21 protein-coding genes are annotated in these 18,077 nt (G+C 68.6%); 10 read left to right on the top strand and 11 right to left on the bottom strand.

The features are described 5' to 3' along the window. Nucleotides 1–24 precede the first annotated feature (24 nt). From JWS14_RS25450 to JWS14_RS25440, 3 genes are read right to left on the bottom strand one after another with little or no spacing between them, the layout of a single operon-like run. Complete coding sequence (locus tag JWS14_RS25450) at nt 25–711, bottom strand: SDR family NAD(P)-dependent oxidoreductase (protein ID WP_072938933.1); 687 nt, start codon at nt 709–711, stop codon at nt 25–27. After that, nucleotides 708–2,003 carry a sialidase family protein gene (locus JWS14_RS25445; RefSeq protein WP_241031466.1) on the bottom strand — a complete coding sequence of 432 codons (1,296 nt, stop codon included), beginning with the start codon at nt 2,001–2,003 and terminating at the stop codon, nt 708–710. The genes JWS14_RS25450 and JWS14_RS25445 overlap by 4 nt, the downstream gene beginning before the upstream one ends. Then, nucleotides 1,996–3,570: an ABC transporter substrate-binding protein gene (locus tag JWS14_RS25440; RefSeq protein WP_206014695.1), complete on the bottom strand. Its 1,575-nt coding sequence runs from the start codon at nt 3,568–3,570 to the stop codon at nt 1,996–1,998. The genes JWS14_RS25445 and JWS14_RS25440 overlap by 8 nt, the downstream gene beginning before the upstream one ends. Nucleotides 3,571–3,971: 401 nt before the next feature. Between JWS14_RS25440 and JWS14_RS25435 the strand changes: the two genes are divergently transcribed. From JWS14_RS25435 to JWS14_RS25400, 8 genes are all read left to right on the top strand, one after another. After that, nucleotides 3,972–4,907 (top strand): ABC transporter permease, encoded by a 936-nt coding sequence (locus JWS14_RS25435; protein ID WP_206016184.1) that lies wholly within the window; start codon nt 3,972–3,974, stop codon nt 4,905–4,907. Further along, on the top strand, nt 4,904–5,848 hold the full coding sequence (locus JWS14_RS25430) for an ABC transporter permease (protein WP_072938942.1): 945 nt from the start codon (nt 4,904–4,906) through the stop codon (nt 5,846–5,848). Before JWS14_RS25435 ends, JWS14_RS25430 begins: the two co-directional genes overlap by 4 nt. A gap of 1 nt (nt 5,849) precedes the next feature. Continuing rightward, entirely contained in the window at nt 5,850–6,665 is an 816-nt protein-coding gene (locus JWS14_RS25425; protein WP_206014694.1) for an ABC transporter ATP-binding protein, read from the top strand. Next, the gene (locus tag JWS14_RS25420) at nt 6,662–7,519 is read left to right on the top strand and encodes an ATP-binding cassette domain-containing protein (protein ID WP_206014693.1); all 858 of its coding nucleotides are present in this window, start codon (nt 6,662–6,664) and stop codon (nt 7,517–7,519) included. Before JWS14_RS25425 ends, JWS14_RS25420 begins: the two co-directional genes overlap by 4 nt. Further along, complete coding sequence (locus JWS14_RS25415; RefSeq protein WP_206014692.1) at nt 7,519–8,475, top strand: aldo/keto reductase; 957 nt, start codon at nt 7,519–7,521, stop codon at nt 8,473–8,475. The genes JWS14_RS25420 and JWS14_RS25415 overlap by 1 nt, the downstream gene beginning before the upstream one ends. Nucleotides 8,476–8,489: 14 nt before the next feature. Continuing rightward, nucleotides 8,490–9,254 (top strand): HpcH/HpaI aldolase family protein, encoded by a 765-nt coding sequence (locus JWS14_RS25410; protein ID WP_095863179.1) that lies wholly within the window; start codon nt 8,490–8,492, stop codon nt 9,252–9,254. Nucleotides 9,255–9,348: 94 nt separating this feature from the next. Continuing rightward, nucleotides 9,349–9,924, top strand: coding sequence for a hemerythrin domain-containing protein (locus JWS14_RS25405; protein WP_072938956.1), 576 nt, complete (start codon nt 9,349–9,351; stop codon nt 9,922–9,924). Nucleotides 9,925–10,020: 96 nt separating this feature from the next. After that, on the top strand, nt 10,021–10,971 hold the full coding sequence (locus JWS14_RS25400) for a ScbA/BarX family gamma-butyrolactone biosynthesis protein (protein WP_206014691.1): 951 nt from the start codon (nt 10,021–10,023) through the stop codon (nt 10,969–10,971). Here JWS14_RS25400 and JWS14_RS25395 read toward each other — a convergent pair. Further along, nucleotides 10,968–11,615, bottom strand: coding sequence for a ScbR family autoregulator-binding transcription factor (locus JWS14_RS25395; protein WP_206014690.1), 648 nt, complete (start codon nt 11,613–11,615; stop codon nt 10,968–10,970). The two genes, JWS14_RS25400 and JWS14_RS25395, sit on opposite strands and share 4 nt — an antisense overlap. Before the next feature lie 35 nt (nt 11,616–11,650). Between JWS14_RS25395 and JWS14_RS25390 the strand changes: the two genes are divergently transcribed. Then, on the top strand, nt 11,651–12,628 hold the full coding sequence (locus JWS14_RS25390; protein ID WP_206014689.1) for an NAD-dependent epimerase/dehydratase family protein: 978 nt from the start codon (nt 11,651–11,653) through the stop codon (nt 12,626–12,628). A gap of 103 nt (nt 12,629–12,731) precedes the next feature. Then, entirely contained in the window at nt 12,732–13,526 is a 795-nt protein-coding gene (locus JWS14_RS25385; protein WP_072938965.1) for a hypothetical protein, read from the top strand. Here the strand turns inward: JWS14_RS25385 and JWS14_RS25380 are convergent. The 7 genes from JWS14_RS25380 to JWS14_RS25355 are packed head-to-tail and all read right to left on the bottom strand — an operon-like array spanning nt 13,523 to nt 18,075. Continuing rightward, nucleotides 13,523–13,777: a HypC/HybG/HupF family hydrogenase formation chaperone gene (locus JWS14_RS25380; RefSeq protein ID WP_072938967.1), complete on the bottom strand. Its 255-nt coding sequence runs from the start codon at nt 13,775–13,777 to the stop codon at nt 13,523–13,525. The genes JWS14_RS25385 and JWS14_RS25380 overlap by 4 nt on opposite strands. A gap of 3 nt (nt 13,778–13,780) precedes the next feature. Then, a complete protein-coding gene (locus tag JWS14_RS25375; RefSeq protein WP_072938970.1) occupies nt 13,781–14,287 on the bottom strand; it encodes a hydrogenase maturation protease in 507 nt (168 codons plus the stop codon). Between the two features lie 6 nt (nt 14,288–14,293). Next, nucleotides 14,294–14,413, bottom strand: coding sequence for a DUF6893 family small protein (locus JWS14_RS51790; protein ID WP_371851542.1), 120 nt, complete (start codon nt 14,411–14,413; stop codon nt 14,294–14,296). Then, nucleotides 14,410–15,834, bottom strand: coding sequence for a hypothetical protein (locus JWS14_RS25370; RefSeq protein WP_206014688.1), 1,425 nt, complete (start codon nt 15,832–15,834; stop codon nt 14,410–14,412). The genes JWS14_RS51790 and JWS14_RS25370 overlap by 4 nt, the downstream gene beginning before the upstream one ends. Beyond that, a complete protein-coding gene (locus JWS14_RS25365; RefSeq protein ID WP_206014687.1) occupies nt 15,831–16,478 on the bottom strand; it encodes a DUF6084 family protein in 648 nt (215 codons plus the stop codon). Before JWS14_RS25365 ends, JWS14_RS25370 begins: the two co-directional genes overlap by 4 nt. Beyond that, nucleotides 16,475–17,119, bottom strand: coding sequence for a DUF5947 family protein (locus JWS14_RS25360; protein ID WP_072938979.1), 645 nt, complete (start codon nt 17,117–17,119; stop codon nt 16,475–16,477). Before JWS14_RS25360 ends, JWS14_RS25365 begins: the two co-directional genes overlap by 4 nt. Further along, nucleotides 17,119–18,075: a NifU family protein gene (locus JWS14_RS25355; RefSeq protein ID WP_072938981.1), complete on the bottom strand. Its 957-nt coding sequence runs from the start codon at nt 18,073–18,075 to the stop codon at nt 17,119–17,121. Before JWS14_RS25355 ends, JWS14_RS25360 begins: the two co-directional genes overlap by 1 nt. Between the last annotated feature and the right edge of the window lie 2 nt (nt 18,076–18,077).

Genomic DNA, 18,077 nt, shown 5'->3' with positions numbered 1-18,077 from the left:
TTATGCGCGTTGCGCGCAGCATGTTCACAGTGAAGCCCCCGCGCACTGCACGATCGCCTGACCCGTGATGCTCCCGCCGAGCGGTCCGACGAGGAAGCCGATCAGCCCCGCCACCTCCTCCGGCGCGATGAAACGGCCGAGCGGCGGAAGCTTCGGGGGCGTCGACGTGCGTGCCGGGTCGTTCAGCATCGGGGTGTCCGTCGGCCCCGGCGCGACCACGTTGACCGTGATCGCCCGGTGCACCAACTCGGCGGCCCAGGACCGCGACATCCCCACGAGGGCCGACTTGGTGGCGGCGTACTGACTCTTGCCCGCCGCCCCGGACATCGTGCGGCTCCCGACCAGGACTACCCGGCCACCGTCGCGCATCGACGGCACGAGCCCGTTGACGAGGACCTCGGCGGCCGCGACGTGGATACGCCACATGTCCAGGCCGTCCTCCACCCGGAGTTTCCCCAGGGGCGCCGAGGACTGCAGTCCGGCCGCATGGATGACGGCGTCCACCGGACCGACCGCCGTCGCCTCCGCGGACAACGCGTCGAGATCACCGAGATCGACGGCAACCCGGGCGAACCGATCGTGATCGATGCCGGGATCCCGCCTGCTGAATCCGGTGACCGACCACCCGTCGTCCAGAAGCCGGCGGGCGGTGGCGGCGCCGATGCCGGAGCTGACCCCGGTCACGACCGCCCGCTTCGCATCCCCCGTCACGACCGGCCCCCGTCGGCAATCCAGCCCGCCTCGAGTTCGACGTACTCGATCGCCTGACGGAACCGGGTGAACGCCACGTGCAGGTGACCGTCGTTCCCGGCGGTGATGCTGGGGTACGAGTACTCACGGTTCAGGCCGTCGCGGGAGTTGTTGGACAGGCAGTAGCCGTCGCCGACCTCGATGTCGCGGCGATGCGGCCACGTCCGGCCACCGTCCTCGGACATCGCCAGCGTCATCGGCGCGCGGGGGGCACCCCAGAACGCGCTGCGGCTGTCGCCGTCGTCGAGTGGTTCCGGTTCCGCGTCCGCCGCCGCGGGCGGTGCGTCGGCGAGTCCGTCGTCGTCGATCTCGTCGTACAGGGACGTCCGCCGCGCGGTGGCGTTCACGGCGCTGGACTCGTTGAACACCAGGGCGAGCCGGTCGTCGGACAGCACGACGAACTGGATGGACGAATTGTTGTTGGGCAGTTCGGTGGCCTCCGGCTCGGTCCAGGTGTCGCCGTCGTCCGTCGAGACGCTGCGGTAGATCGAGTCCGCCCAGCGGCTGCGGTAGAGGGCGACGAGGGTGCCGTTGGAGAGGCGTCCGATGTTCATGTGCACACAGCCGACGCTGCCCGGCACGACCACCTCCCGCCAGGACTCGCCGTCGTCGGAGATCATCACGCTGCTGTAGTCGCGATCGCCCACCCATTTGCGGCCCTCGATGCGGACGCAGTGGAACACGGGCAGCAGGAGCCGCCCGGTGGGGAGTGCGATGACCGGTTGCCGCACGAACACGCCGCCGGCGTCGGTCTCCGGCAGCAGGATGTGCGCCTCGCCCCACGTCCGGCCGCCGTCGGCGGAGATGCGCCGCATGACCCGCGCCGTGTCCTGGTTGCCGGCGTGCTGGGACGTCCACAGCAACCACACGGCGCCCGTCTTCGTCACGTGCAGAACGGGATTCTGCTCCGACCGCGTCGGATCATCGGACAGCTGCACCGGCCCGGACCACGCGCCCACGCCCGGGGCTAGCCGGGAGAACCAGACGCTGATGTCCGGCACGCCCTCCTGGGTGCCTGCGAACCACACGCACCCGAGGGACCCGTCGGGCAGGACCGTGAGATTGGCCGCGTGATTCTGTACCTGCGGCGCGGGGATCAGAGCGTCGCGTCGACCCGCCTCGGCGACGTCACGTAGGACGCCGTCGGTGGGCCGGGTATCGGTTGCGGGACTCGGTGTGGTCATCTGCGTCTCCAGTGCGTGGATGGTGGCGGGCGGGTTGTCGACGGCGGCGGTCGCGTCACGTCTAGGCATGCAGCGCCGCGACACTCAGGTCGTAGGAGTTCGTGGGCCGCAACGCGACACCGTCGATCCGCGAGCGGCGCGCGAGGACCGCTTTCGGGACGAACGACCACAGACACGGGCACGTGTCCCAGATCCGACGTTGCGCATCCGCGAGGAGTTCGCCGCGCCGGGTGGCGTCGGCCTCCTCGGAGGCCTGGGTGATGGTCTGGGTGATCTCGGGAAAGATGTACCCGTGGTAGGTGTCCCGGGTCGCTTCCTTCTCCGCGGTGCCGGCGTACATGCCCTGCATGATGGTCAGGGCCAGACCGGTCGGGCTCGGGAAGCCGTTGCCGAGGACGTCCCAGTCGCCGGCCTTGCCCTGACGCCACTGCGAGATGTCGCCGCCGGGTTCGAACTGCTGCAGGGTGGTTCGCACACCGACCGCGGACAGCATCTGCAGCACCGATTCCATGATGTCGGTGTCGGCGGCGAACTCGCCTGTCTCCCAGATGATCTTCAGCTCCAGGTCGCGGACCCCGAGGGCGTCGAGTTCGCCGCGGGCACGCGCCGGGTCGTAGCTGTATTCGCCGGTCTCGACAGCGCCGTCGAGGGTGAGGGGAATGACCCCGCGCGACTGGGTGGCGGAGCCCTGGAGAACCTGGTCGACGAGGGCTCGCCCGTCGATCGCGTAGGTCAGGGCCCTGCGCACCCGCGCGTCGGCCAGCGGATGCCCCTGCGGCTTCCGGAAATTGAAGAAGAGTTGATTCAGTCGCACGCCGTCGATCCGGTCGATCGAGACACCCGACAGTCCGGCGAGTTGGTCCGCCGCGTCCGGGGTGATGGAGTCGATGACGTCGACCTCGCCGCTCCGCAACGTCACGACGCGGTTCGACTCGTCCGGCACGAAGCGGACGCGCACCGATTCGATCTGCGCCGGCGTTCCCCAGTAGTTCTCGTTGCGCACCAGAGTGTAGTTGCCGGTGCCGCGGTCGCTTTCGGTCACGACATACGGTCCGGTTCCCACACCGGACTGCAGTTCCTCGGGAAGGTTCGCGGCCGCCGGGGTGACGAGAATGTTCGACATGAGGTAGTCGAGCACTGGGACGGGACGTTCGGTGTTGAGGGTGAAGCTGGTGTCGTCGATCTGGTCGACCGTGGGCCACTCGGGAAAGAATCCGCCGACGAAGGATCCGTCGACCTCGCTGTACATCTGCAGGGCCGTCGCGACGTCCTGCACCCGCACCGGCGTTCCGTCCGAATAGCGGATGCCGGGCCGCAGGTGCACGTACCACTGGGTGGGTGCGACGAGTTCGAACCGGTCGGCCAGAACGAGCCGGGGCCGCAGGTCGCGGTCGATTTCGGTGAGGGCTTGCCGCACCCCCCGCTGCACCGTCAGTGCGGCATCGAACTGGTTCAGCTTGTTGTCGAGGCTCACGAGCGATCGGTTCAGGGCCAGGCTCACGGTCCTCGGTCCGGGTGTTCCGGTCGGCGTCGCGCAGCCCGCTGCGGAACCGAGCGTGAGGCCGGCGCCGAGCAGGAGACCCGACCTGAGCAGCGTTCTCCTCGAAAAACGCTGTTCGAAAAGAGAATTGGTCATCGTCGACCTCTCGGGACTATGGGTGTGGGGCGCAGCGATCAGGCACGGCGCGAGGCGGTTGCCCACCAGGCGATGTGATCGCCGGCACATCCAAACTCTACTCAGAGTTGCTTGAGATGCGCAAGATGGCGAGCGGGACTTGCGCACAACGCGCATTAGTGCGATTGTGAGCTGAGTTACAAACGAAGCTGCTGTACCCGACACGCCGCGGTGTCGACACCCTCCATCGCCGGCGTTATCGAAAGGTCGACGATGACCCCTCACGCAGACCCCGAACGGCCGGTGACCTCATGACGCAGCACGCCGCCGACACGGCGCTTGCAGCCCAGCCCCCGGACTCGGCATCATCGGCTCCCCGCCGGACCCGGACCTCCCGCGCCCCGAGGGTGCTGACGGCGGCCATGCCCCGATACGTCGTCAAACGCCTCGGACAGAGCGCGCTGGCCGTCTTCCTGACACTGACCACCGTGTTCGTCCTCATCCGGATGGCGCCCGGCGACCCCGCCTACTCGATGGCCGGGCCGCTGGCCAGCACCGAGGACCTCGCCCGGATCAGGGCGGACATGGGCCTCGACCAGTCCGTGTTCACCCAGTACCTGCTGTATCTCCGCGGCCTTCTCCACCTCGATCTCGGCACCTCGTACACGTTCCAGGCACCCGCCTTCGACGTCGTCCTCGCCCGGCTGCCATACACGATCACCCTGTCCGTCGCGGCGATCGTGCTCACCACGCTGGTGGCCATCCCGCTGGGCGTGTGGATGGCGCGCCGCGCCGACACGAGGCGCGAACTCGGCGCCAACGTCGTCACGATCGCCGGCCAGTCCATGCCCGACTTCTGGACCGGGCTGATGCTCATCACCGTGTTCGCTGTCCTGATCCCGATCTTCCCCGCGGCCGGATTCACGACCTGGTCCAGCCTGGTGCTGCCCACCGTGACCGTGGCCGTCCTGCAGATTGCCCTGATCTCCCGCATGGTCCGCCGCGAGATGGTCGGCGCGTTCTCCTCGCCGTACATGACGGTGGCCCGCTCGCGGGGTGTCCCGGAGCGGGAGCTCATCTGGCGGTACGCGCTGCGGAACTCCGCGATCCCCGTGCTGACCGCTCTCGGCACCCGGTTCGCATCCATGCTCAACGGTGTCGTCGTGGTCGAGGTCGTCTTCGCGTGGCCCGGCGTCGGATCGCTGGTCGTACGGGCACTCGAGACGAGGGACTACCCCCTCATCCAGGCCACCGTCCTGGTGACCGCAGTACTCGCCGTTCTCGTCCAGCTTCTCGTCGACCTCTGCTATCCGCTCCTCGACCCGCGCGTCCGACTCGGAAAGGGAACGAGTAAATGACCACCATCGTCGATCCCCCGGCGCATGCGCGCCCGTCCACGGTCACCCGCCGCGACATCGCCCGGGCCGGTGCCACCCGAGTCGCTCGCGACAGCCGGGTGAAGATCTGGATCGGCAGCATCTGCGCCCTGGCCGTCATTCTGCCGGTCGCCTGCGCACAATTACTGCCCCTGCCGTCTCCGGACGCCACCGACCTCGCCCAGCGCCGGCTGCCACCGCTGACACCCGGGCACCTGTTCGGCACCGACCAACTCGGCCGCGACCTCCTCTCCCGCGTCCTCTACGGCGGGCAGGTATCGCTCACCGTCGGAATTCTCGCGGTGGTCGTGTCCGGACTGATCGGCCTGTGCCTCGGCGCACTCGCCGGCTACCTCGGCGGCTGGGCCGATACCGTTGTCAGCCGTCTCCTCGAAGCCCAGCTGTCGCTGCCGCTCCTCATGATGCTGCTGCTCGTCGTCGCCCTGTTCGGCCCGTCGATCCCGGTCATCACGTTCGTCATCGCCATTGCCCAGTGGCCGGAGATCGCCCGGCTGACCCGTTCACTCGTCCTCGTCGAACGCGAGAAACCGTATATCGCGGCGTCCCGCGTGCTCGGACTCGGACGCACCGCCATCCTGCTCCGCCACATCGTCCCCAACATCATCAAGCAGGCGTCCCTCGTCGTGCTGCTGCTGCTCGCGCAGGCCGTGCTCCTCGAGAGCGCGCTGAGCTACCTCGGTGCCGGACCGCAACGTCCATTCGCCACCTGGGGCCGGATCATCTCCGACGGGCAGGACTACATCACCACCTCGTGGTGGCTGGTGACCCTCCCCGGCCTCGTCATCGTGCTGCTCGTCGTCGGTGTCAACCTGCTCGGCGACGGGCTCCGGGATCGGCCGAAGTCGCTGCGACTGCAACCGGGCGTACTACAGCGACTCCGGGCGTGGAAGGGAATTGCGTGACATGACGAATCTGCTGCGAGTCGACGAACTGCAGATCGAACTCATCACCGCCCGGGGCGTCATCCGCGCAGTGGACGGCGTGTCGTTCAGCATCGACGCCGGCGAAACGGTGACGATCATCGGCGAATCGGGGTCGGGAAAATCGACCACGGCGATGGGCCTCCTCGGTCTGCTGCCCGACGACCTCGCCGTCCTCTCCGGCGCGGTGCGGTTCAAGGACTGCGACATCCTCGGGAAGCCGAAGGCGCTCGCGAAGGTCCGGGGCCGGCACATCGCCCTGATCCCGCAGGACCCGATGACGGCGCTGAGCCCGGTGCACACCGTCGGATCCCAGCTGCGGGAGGCGGTGCGCCACAGCGGCATCACCGGAAGGTCGAAGGAAACCGCGCGGGCCGTGGAACTGCTCGAGCAGGTACGGCTCCAGAATCCGGCGGGACAACTCGGGAAGTATCCGCACCAGTTGTCCGGTGGAATGCTGCAGCGTGTGCTGATCGCCTGCTCGCTCGCGTCGGGTCCCGAACTGATCGTCGCCGACGAACCCACCAGCGCCCTCGACGTGACCGTGCAGGCGAGCATCCTCGACCTGCTGCTCGAACTCCAGGAGCGCACCGGCGTCGGAATGCTCGTCATCACTCACGATCTCGGCGTCGCCCGCTTGATGTCGGACCGGATCTACGTCATGAAGGACGGCCGGTTCGTCGAGAACGGCGGAGCCGAGGATCTCGTTCTCCATCCTCGCAGCGCCTACACCAAGAAACTGCTCGACGCCGTGCCGCGGCTCGGCGACTTCACCACGACCGTAGGAGCGTCGACATGAATGCCCCTCTGCTGTCCGTCGAGGACCTCGTCGTCGAATACCCGGTCCCCGACGGTGTGTTCCGCGCCGTCGACACCGTCAGCTTCTCGGTGGACAAGGGCGCGACCCTCGCCGTCGTCGGTGAGTCGGGGTGCGGGAAATCGACTATCGCGAAATCGATCGTCCGGCTGCTCACCCCCACCTCCGGCCGGATCCTCGTCGACGGTGCCGACATCGCGCAGCTGTCGGAGAAGGCGCTGCGGCCCTTTAGGTCTCGCGTGCAGATGGTGTTCCAGGACCCGTACGGCTCACTGGACCCGCACCTGACGGCCGTCGACATCGTCGGCGAACCGCTCCGCCTGCAGGGCGTCCGGAGCAAGTCCGAGCGGGCGCGCAGAGCCGCGGAGCTGATCGACCGCGTCGGCCTGCCCGCCACGGCGCTTCATCGCCGCCCCGCCGAATTCTCGGGAGGTCAGCGGCAACGCATCGGCATTGCCCGGGCCCTGGCGAGCGGACCGGAACTCCTCGTGTGCGACGAGGCCACCAGCGCACTGGACGTGTCGGTGCAGGCTCAGGTGCTCGATCTGCTCCGCGAGATCCAGCACGACACCGGCCTGACCTACGTCTTCATCTCCCACAACCTCGGCGTCGTCCGCGAGATCAGCGACACCGTGATCGTCATGTCCCGCGGACAGGTGGTCGAAAGCGGTTCCACCACCGACGTTCTCGAACGTCCCGCCGAGCCGTACACCCAGGCCCTGCGCGCCGCCGCGCTCGACCCCACCACCATGGTCGGGATCAAACCCCGCCACCTCGTCTCGCGTTCACCCGGCGCGGCCGACGTTTCCCGCACCGCATCCCGAGGAGTAGCTTGATGCCCGAACTCGATCTGACCTCACTCGTTCTCGGCACGATGACGTTCGGCGACACCGTCGACTTCGACGGTGCCGCCGCGATGGTCGACGCCGCGCTCGACGCCGGCATCACCCACATCGACACCGCCAACGGCTACGCCGGCGGAGAGTCCGAACGCCTCCTCGCCCGACTGCTCGGCACGCGCCGCGACCGAATCACCCTCGCCACCAAGGCGGGAATGCCGCACCCCGACGCGGGCGACCACTCACCGCTGTCCCCCGCGGGCCTCCGGGCGAGCGTCGAGGCGAGCCTGAAGAGACTGGACACCGACTACGTCGATCTGTTCTATCTCCATCAGCCCGACCGGGCCACACCCCTCGCCGACACCCTCTCCACCGTCGCCGAACTCGTGTCGGAGGGCAAGATCCGCGCCCTCGGCGTCTCCAACTTCGCGGCCTGGCAGATCGCGGAACTGAACCACACCGCCGACGCCGTCGGCGCACCCCGCCCGATCGTCGCCCAGCAGCTCTACAACCTGCTGGCCCGGCGCATCGAGGAGGAGTACGTCGAATTCGCCGCGGTCACCGGACTGATCACGATGGTCTACAACCCGCTCGGCGGCGGCCTCCTCACCGGACGGCACTCGTTCGACACGAAGCCGGCGGACGGCCGCTTCGGTGATTCGCGGCTGGCGCAGATGTACAAGGACCGGTACTGGAACACCGCGATCTTCGATGCGATCACCCAGTTGTCCGTGATCGCCGACAAGGCCGGCATCCCGCTCACCGAACTCGCTCTGCGCTGGCTGGTGTCCAAGCCGGCGGCGGGGCCGATCCTCCTCGGCGGATCCAAGGTCGCGCACCTGCAGTCGAACATCGCCGCTGTCGCGAAGGGCACACTCGACGACGAACTGATCGACGCGTGCGACGAAGTGGGCAGCGCCCTGCGCGGACCCATGCCCAACTACAACCGCTAGGAGAAATCGCCCTCATGAGCGCCCAGGAATTCGCCGCCCGACTCCGCGGCCGGGAACGGATCGTCGGCTATTGGTCCGTGATCGACAGCCCGGTGTCGACAGAGTGGCTCGCCCACGTCGGCTGGGACTACATCGCCCTCGACCTCCAGCACGGCCTGATCGGATACTCCGGCATGGTCGCGGGGCTCACCGCCATCGATGCCTCCGGTTCCACGGTCGGCATGATCCGGGTCGAGTCGAACGACCCAACACCGATCGGCCGGGCACTCGACGCCGGCGCGGCGGGAGTGATCGTTCCGCTGGTGAACACGGCAGAGGAAGCTGCCCGCGCCGTTGCTGCCGCAACCTACCCGCCCGCCGGCGTGCGCTCGTACGGGCCGATGCGCTCGCAACTGCGGATCGGCCCGACCCCGTCGGATGCCAACCGCGACACGGTCGTCGTCGTGATGATCGAAACCCCGCAGGGGCTGGCGAACGTGGAGGAGATCTGCGCCGTCCCCGGACTCGACGGCGTCTACGTGGGGCCGTCCGACCTGCGCCTCGCCGTGGGTGGCGCGCACCCGAACGATCCGAGCGTCGACGACGAGTTCGAGGCGGCCGTGACCCGGGTCCGGGAGGCCGCCGCAGCGGCGGGCATCGCGGCGGGCATCCACACCCCCGACGGGTCGGTAGCAGCCCGCCGACTCGCGGAGGGATACACGTTCGCGACCGTCGCGTCGGATCTCACCCATCTCAAGGCGGCCTCTGCCGCGCATCTGAAGGCGGCGACCGGGGACTGACAGGCGCTCCGCGCCCGTGCGCCTTTTTGGTTGTTCGCGCTACCAAAAAGGCGCACGGGCGGTGAAGCCGCCTGAAGAGATGCAGGATCGAATCATGACCGACATCATCGAGTTGATTTTCGACGACCACGAGTGGTTCCGGCGGCAGTTCGCCGCACTGGACGAATTGAAGTCCCGGCGCCGGGTGGAGATCACGGCCGTGGAGGCGGTGTGGACGCCGTTGGCGAAACGCCTGGATCTGCACGCTGCAGCGGAAGAGGAAATCTTCTATCCCCAACTCCTTCGTGTCGGCGAGGACGCGGAGGCGGAAGCCGAGACCCTCGACGCGATCGGGGACCACAACGACATCCGCGACGGCGTCCGGGCGGCGGCGGGGAACCCCGTCCTCTCCGAGGAGTGGTGGGCGGCAGTCGGCCGGACGCGCCGGGCCAACGACGAACACATGGCCGAGGAGGAACGGGAGGGCCTGGCCGATTTCCGGACCGCACCGGATGATCTTCGCGAGTCGCTCGGGCGGCGGTTCGCCGAATACTTCCTCGTTCACCGCACCGTGTCGGAGGTGGACACCTCGGACAAGGACCCGAAGGAGTACGTCCGCGAGATCGAAGAGGACCTCGACGAGGACGACAACCCCGGATCGCTTCGAATCGGCAGCTTGAAGGGCCGGTAGCAACGCACTCCCCACATCACAGACCGCGCGGTCTGTGTTCTATAGTTCGGGCGGTCCGCGGCATCGGGCCGACCGGTTCTGTGGGGAGATGGGGTTGTGGCGCGAATTTCCCGTCCGGTACCCGATGCCCTTCCTCCGATGTCGTTCGAGCGGACCGTGCCCCGCAGGTACGTGCACCGCCAATCCGTGGCCGAGGTCTTCCTCACCGACTGCGTCTCGCTGCCTGCGCCGGATCGGTTCGTCGTCGCCGCGCAGTGGCCCCGCCTGCACGGCTTTTACCGCGCCCGAGACGGGCACTACGACACCATGCTGCTGGCGGAAACGCTCCGGCAGACCGCCATCTACCTGGGACACACCCGCTTCTCCGTCCCCCTGCCGAACCGGTTCGTCATGCAGCACCTCGAGGTGCATGCGGTACCCGGCGCGCTCGCGGTGGGTGCGGCGGCCGCGGATGTGGTCGTCGAGGTCACCGCGTCCCAGCACGTGTACCGCGGCGGGGCGCTGTCCGCGTTCCACGTCGACCTGCGGTTCCGGATCGCCGGACAGGATGCCGGCTCCGCGACGGGTCACGCGGTAGTTTTCCCTCCGGCCGCATACTCACGCGCCCGGTGGGGTGAGCGCGGCCCGCGGGCGATCGACGCGCCGTGGTGCCCGACTCCCGCCCCGGCTGCGCTGGTCGGTCACGTCGACGACGCGCACGTGGTCCTCGGTCCGCGACGCTCCGAGAGCGAGTGGGAGTTGCGGATCGACGACGCGCACCCCGTGCTGTTCGACCATCCGTGCGATCACATTCCCGGGATGCTGCTGCTCGAGGCGATGCGGCAGGCGGCCTGCGCCCGACTCGGCCTGCCGGACGCGCATCTCGCGTCCCTGGGCGCCACGTTCCACCGTTTCGCCGAACTCGACGAACGGACCACGATCCGGCTGGACGTAATGGACGACGGCGCGTTGTCCATCAGCGGGTCGATACGGCAGGGCGGTGTGGCGGTCGTGCGCGGAACCGCGGCGCTCGCACCTACCGCGGTGAGCGCATGCGCGTCCGGCTAGTCGGCGTCGTCCGGTACCCAGCGGGCCCGCCGGATCCGGGCGATGTCCTGATGCCGGGTCGCGGGCATGATCCCGGGGAGCAGGAACCCCCACATGTCGTCGACGCGCTGTTCGAGGTCCGTGCGCTGCGTCAACACCTGGGAGACGGTCTGGACGCCGGTGAAGGCGCCGATGACGAACCGCGCCAGCCTCGGCGGGTCGATGTCCGCGCGGAGATCCCCCTGCTCGACGGCCCGAGTGGCGAGCATCTCGCAACTGTTGATCCAGTCGAGATAGGGATCCGCGGGGCCCTGGTCGTCGGCACTGAGTTCGAGGGTGATCCGGATACCGGCTCGCACGATCGGGTCGTCCACGATCTGCCGAGCCATCTCGTGACAGAGCATCACGATCTGCTCGATCGCCGACACCTGCTCGCGGCCGATCGCCTCGACCGACGCGATGGAGATCCGGTGTTGCTCACCGATGATGAAACGCGCCAGATCCTCTTTCGAACGGAAATGGAAGTACAAGGCCCCCTTCGTGATTCCGGCGTTCTCGACGATGTTGCCGAGTCTGGCTCCTTCGAAACCCGACTTCTCGAACATCTCCGCCGCCCCGCGGACGATCTGCTGTCGAGTCGCCGCAGCACGCGCCTGCTGAACCACGTTCACACCTTTCCCTGCCGCACGAGAGAAGAACGATGACGATGAAAGCACGGAACACGCGCCCATTGCCCGGAGAGACGGTACCAGCGTCGACCGCGAGCGAGCGTGGTCGAAGACCCTCCGCGCCGGTACGTGTCGCGGTCGTGGGAGCGACGGGCTTCATCGGGTCCGCCACCGTGCGGGCCCTCGTATCGGCCGGGATTGCGTGCACCGCGGTCGCGCGCAGACCGTCGGACCAGGACATTCCGGGCGTGCCGTCCGCGCAGGCGGATCTGACCGATCCGGTGAGCCTCCGCAGGGCGCTCACCGGCGCCGACGTCGTGATCCACACCGCCTCCTACACCGGCAGCGACGCGGCGCACTGCATCGCGGTGAACGTCGACGGCACCGAGAATCTCCTTGCCGCCGCCGCCCGGAACGGCATCTGCCGGGTGCTCTACGTCAGCACCATCGGCGTGTACGGCCCCGGACCGCACAGCGGTATCGGTGAGTTCGACGCCACGCCCGCACCCGTTTCGGCGCTGAGCGCGAGCAGGCTGACCGCCGAACACCGCGTCCTCGCATCGGGCGGCTGCGTCGTCCGGCCGGGATTCGTCCACGGGCCCGGCGACCGCTGGTTCGTCCCCGGATTCATCCGGATCCTCGAGACGCTGGGCGCCTGGGTGGACGAGGGGCGGTCCCGGATCTCGGTCGTCGCGGTGACCGACCTCGCCCGGATTCTCGCGACCCTCGCCGCGCAGGCCCCGGCACATTCCGGCGACGTGTTCCACGCCTGCCATCCCGACCCTGTCACCGTCCGCGAACTCGGCCGGGCACTCGCGGACTCCGGACGCCTCCGAATGCCGGGCAGCTCTCTCACCTTCGACGACGCCGTCACCGCCGGAACCCGGCACGGCCTCACCGAACGGCACCTCGACCTGATCGGCCGCGACCACTGGTACGACCCCACCCGCCTACTGACCGCCACCGGCACGACCTTCGGCCACGGCCCCCTGGCCGGTCTCCCGGCGTGACGAGGTCCGGCAGGAAGTCGGTGGGCGGAACGTCGTTTGCGGTCCGCGGTCGGGGTGTATACCCGGATAGAGATCGATTTCCCCCACCTGACGGAGTGTCGAGATGGCCCTTCTCGCCGAAATCGTCGTGGACACCGAAGGCGACAGCCGGATAGTGGTCCTGTATCCCGTGATGTGGCTGTTCATCGCGGTTCTGGTGACGTTTGTGGTCACCCGGATCATCACCCGCCGTATCCGCTCGCAAACGGGAGCGGAACCCACGGACGACGCCGCGGACTCGGGGGGCGGTCTGATCGGTGACATCACCGTCGGCGGGGTGCACCTGCACCACCAGGTTTTCGGGATCCTGTTCATGACGCTGGCGGGGCTGGCACTGATCGCGACCACCCCGGAGGGCACGGCGCTCAACGTCTTCGCCGCGCTGTTCGGGGTCGGTCTCGCACTGACCTTCGACGAGTTCGCTCTGTGGGTACACCTCGACGACGTGTACTGGAGCACGTCCGGACGAAAGTCGGTGGACGCGATCTTCTGCGCGCTCATGATCACCGGTCTGATGATCGGGGGCGCCGAACTCGTGAGCGGGCAGATCGGCACCGCCCAGTGGTGGACGTCGATCGGCTATCTGCTCATCTCACTCGGCATCTCGTTGATCTGCCTGCTCAAGGGCAAGTTCGTCACGGGGATCGTGGGGATCGTGTTCCAGCCCGTCGCGATCGTCGGCGCGATCCGCCTGGCCAAGCCCGATTCCTGGTGGGCAGTGCGCCGCTACGGCACCCGACCGCGCCGGCTGGCACGCTCCCAGGCGCGGTTCGGGGAGCGTTACCACGCCCGCTGGAATCGGGCGCGCGACTTCGTCGCCGGACCGCCGGACCCCCGCCACGCCGGAACGCAGAGCTAGTCTTCGTCCGCCGTCCGCGAGCGTCCCATCATCTCCAGCCCCGCCATCGCCTTTTCGGCGCCTGCCTCGTCCACCTTCTCCATCGCGAATCCCATGTGGATGACGATCCAGTCGCCCGGTTCCAGGCTGACGTCCTCGGGCAGCATGCCGACGTTCACCTTGCGCTGTTCGCCGACGACGTCGACGAGCGCGAGTTGGTTGCCGTAGCCCTCCAGCATGCGCACCACCCGGCCGGGAATTCCGAGACACACGATTCAGCCCTCCGTCTTCTCCGGTTGCAGCGTCGCTGCGTGGGGCGCCAGCAGTTGGTCCACGATTTCGAAGACCGTGTCGACGGCCGGTGCGACGGCGGCGGCGACGCGCGGTGACAGCCCGATTCCCTCGTCGGTGTTGTCCACCTGGCAGCCGAGGACCACGGCGCGCGGCAGGGTTCCGCCAAGCGCGCGGAGACTGGCAAACACCGCCCCCGGATCCATGCTGTGCGCGTCGAGCGGCGCCGCGGGCACCGAATCGGGTCCCACCTCGAACGCCCTCAATGCCCCCGGCTCACCTCGATCGGGAACGGCGTCGACCAGCAGGAGTGCACCCCACCCGTCGAGCAGTTCGTACGCCAGATGTGTTCCACGGATGCCGAAATCGACGGCCCGGACTCCCGGCGGCAGCGACCTCGTCGCGACACCACGCAGCACCTCGGGACCGAATCCGTCGTCGCCGAAGAAGATGTTGCCCACACCGGCAACCAGCACCCGCCTGTCCGTCACGTGGCCTCACATCTTGCGCATACGCAGGTACCGCTTGATGTCGGGAAGCGAGAAGACGGCGACCGCCACACCGGCGACCGCCAGCAACGCCAGCGCGGCGGTGGTGGCCTCTCCGAGAATCTTCATGACTGTTCTTCCTTTCCGGTGTCTGCCGATACGGGCTCCACCTCGTCCGGGGCGAAGTACAGATACCTGCCGTACCACTCGTGCAACTCGGAAGCGGGATCGTCCATCAGCACGACGCCGACGTGGGTACCACCGTCGACGTCGGCGTGCACGGTCACCACCCGAGCGAGCTGTCCCGCGAAGAACAGGTCCTGGGCGTCGGCGCGCCGCGACGGATGGATCCGCACGACGGTGCCCTTCGCCACCCGGACGCCGTTCACGATCACACCGTCGACGTCGGGGCGCACGGCGGTGTCGGCGTCCGGATCCCACCACGGCACGTCGTCGGTCAGTTCCGGGACGAGACCCATGTCGGGGAGGCCGCGCTCGGCGTTACCTTGCTCCGGGATGTCGGGGCTCGGGAAATGCGGGTTTCGCAGGACGCCGTGCATCTGGGCGAGCGTCGCCGGCGACATCTGCTCGCAGCGGTCGATGATCTGGGCGGCGAGCGGGTCGGTGGCGCGCGCCTGACGCTTTTCCTCCTCGGTGAGCGTCATGACCCGCAGGGTGAGGATCTCGTCGATCTCGGTGGCGTCGAACAGGGCGCCGTCGCTCTGCTCGGCCACCTCCGGGTGGTCGTACAGGATGATCGGCGACACCAGGACGAGGTCCGTCTCCCCCGGCAGCCCGGCCAGCACGGGGTAGCAGCGTTCCTGATGGCAGGTCGACGCGAGCGGCGCGGCGTCGTCGGGCGGCTCGAGCAGCGAGACGAACTCGGCGTCCTCCGCAGCCAACATCAGGTGCGCCCCGATCAGCGAGTGCCTGATGGCCGAATCCTTCGACCACGTGCCGATCGCGTCGATCTTCACGTTCTCGATCGACACCCGCAGTAGGTCCAGTCCGTCGTGCCGGTCGCTGCCGACGCGGACGACGGCGCGCAGCGGCCACCTGGTCCGCACCACGCGCCCGGCGAGGGTGCCGTCGTCCTCGCGCAACTCCTCGACGTCCACTCCCCCCTCGACGTCCACGTCGAGCCGGCAGTCCTCGAGCTCCTCGGCCGGGAACACCGCGCCCAGGTCGATCTCGCGTTCCACCGCCTCGTCCCACGACAGCCAGCTGCGGCCGGCGACGGTGAGTTCCCCGACCGGCTCGAACCCGGACCCCGCGGCCTTCTCCACCTCACGCACCTGCAGTTGCAGGAACCGGACGGTCACCGACACGCCGGACCGCTGACCCGGACGGGGGCGCATCAGCGTCTGACAGGACAGGCGCGGTTCCTCGCCGACTCCCGATTCCGCCGCACCCGGCGGTCCGAGGACGCCGAACTGCCACCGGGATTGGTTCTTCGACGAACTCGCACGATACGGATACAGCAGGTAGCCCTCGTAGAGGACCGCGTCGGCCACGGCCCGTACTCGCTGCAGGGACGCCGGGGAGATCATGCGATCACCTCCCCGGCTCCCTGCAGCAGGTTTGCGATGGCGACGTCCAGTCCGAGCAGTCCGTGCGCCGCCTTGTATTTCGCCAGTGCCGCCAGCGTGTCGTGATCGAGGCGCACCCAGCCCGTATTCGGGTAGTGCGCCTGGACGAGTTCGCGCCACACCGCCACCGGCAAGTCGTACGTCGATTCGCGGTCCCACGGGATCCGTTCCACGCCGAACCCGGCGACCCCGCGCGTGAAGACCGTTCCGCTGAACAGGAACACCAGCGGCACCGTCGACCCGGCCTCATCCAGGGCGTGCAGGTACTTCGAGGCTGTCACCTCGAAGTCGTACGTGCACGGCAGCGGCAACTCCACCACGCTGGACCCGGTGAACCCCTGGGCCACGGTGCTGGTCTGCATCCACTGGAACGGCTTCAGCGTGGCCGTCCACCGCTCGCGGGGCCCGAACAGATCGAGCAGGCCCTCCACCTCGGTGTCCGTGTAGCGGCGGCGCTGCGGGTCGATGCGGACCTGGCACCGCACGGCCATCGCGTGCACGACGGCGCCGCTCGACTCCGTCACCTCCACCCGCGCAGTCAGATTCGGCGCAACCGCGAACGGTTCCGGGAACACGTCTTCCACACGGAACGTCAACTCGGTCACGTCGGCTCCTTCGCGACGCGACTGCGCGCCCGCACGTCGTCGAAGAACGTGTCGATGACCCGCCGTGCGTCCTGGCCGCCGTCGAATCCCCGCCACACCTGCCGCAACTGCCCCACCAACTGGTAGCAGGCGTCGATGGGTACGAGGTAGCACTCGGGGTCGCCCTCGCCGTGTTCGGGGACCCGCAGCAACAGGGCTTCCGTGTCGGCGGACAGCCGGCCGAGCGCGGGGTTCACCGCGAGCACACCGTCCCAGGCGTCGAGGGGCAGTTCCGATTCGGTCGCGCCCGCCGGACCGGGATAGAACGCGACGGTCTTGGCCAGCAGCGAATTCCGGAACACGAACGCGAGCCCGACGGGGATCTCCAGTTCGTCCCAGCGACCGGGGGCGAGTTCGAAGTTCGGAAACGACAGGTAGCGTTCCGGCACGGCCCGGAAGCGCAGTTCGGCGTTTTCGTCGGTGAACAGCAGGTAGCACCCGCGGCACACGCACATCAGTTGCCGGTCCTGCACGTTCACGACGTGCTGGTGGGCGTCGGCGATCGGCACGGCGCACATGTCGCACCGTTCCCCGACCACCGGTTTGGGCCGCTCGGACGCGATGCGCTGCAGAATGCGCAGCCCGTTCCCCGACGGGCTCATCACGCCACCTCCGCGGCGGGCACGGCCACGGAGACGACGCCGTCGCGCACGAGGACCGGGAGCGGCGAGAGCGTTTCGGCGTCCGCGTCGCCGTCCAGGCGCAGGCCCGCGCGACGCGGGTCGAAATGCGCCCGGCACGACGGGCAGCGCAGCACCGCGTCCCCCACCTGACCGCCCGCCTTCCGTTGCAGCGTGGCCCCGGCCAGCGAGTGGGTGCAGGCGGCGCACCGGTCGCGGTAGGCGAACAACTGCTCCCCGATCCGGCACACCAGGATCGGCAGCCCGGCGACGGAGAACCCGGCCACCTCCCCGGGTGTCAGTTCCTCGAGTTCGGGCACCGACACCCACGTCCCGGTGCCGCTCGACCCGTCCAATCCGTTCGGATGAACATGGGAGAACAGCGATTCCGCGGCGATCAGCCCGGAACCGGCGGCCGGGGTGGCGCCCACCACCTCGATGTCCACGGTCTCCGGCGCGGCCGCCAGCACGGCGTCCTTGACGGCGAGTTCCAACGTCACCGCAGACGACGGGCAGCTCTGACAACTGCCGGTCAGCCGCAACCGCACCACACCGTCCACCACGCCGAGCAATTCCACGTCACCGCCGTGGGAGCCCAGGTAGGGGCGCACGCTGTCGAGTGCGGAGGCAACCCTCGTCTCGACATCGTGCGGATGGAGTCCGTTCACGAGGAGCAGGCTGGCCACGAGTTCGTCGGCGGCGAGACGTTCTACGAGGTCGTCGTCGCGGTCACCGATGATGTCGAGGACACGCTGCAACCCGGCGCCGTAGAGTTCGACCACCTCCCGGACCAATTGCTCGGCGCGCTCGCGGGCCACCGAGCCACCTGTCGAACTCGCGTCCAACAGGCTGTCGATCCGTTCGCCGGCTGTCCGCCACCGATCGGGGTCGTCTGCTACTTCGTCACTCCCCCACGTCTCCGATCCGCCACTCTCCATGC

It is taken from the genome of Rhodococcus koreensis (assembly GCF_017068375.1).
In the GTDB taxonomy this organism is placed as follows: domain Bacteria; phylum Actinomycetota; class Actinomycetes; order Mycobacteriales; family Mycobacteriaceae; genus Rhodococcus_F; species Rhodococcus_F koreensis.
The sequence above is the reverse complement of the archived record's forward strand: the minus strand, read 5'-3'. Positions and strand labels throughout refer to the sequence as shown.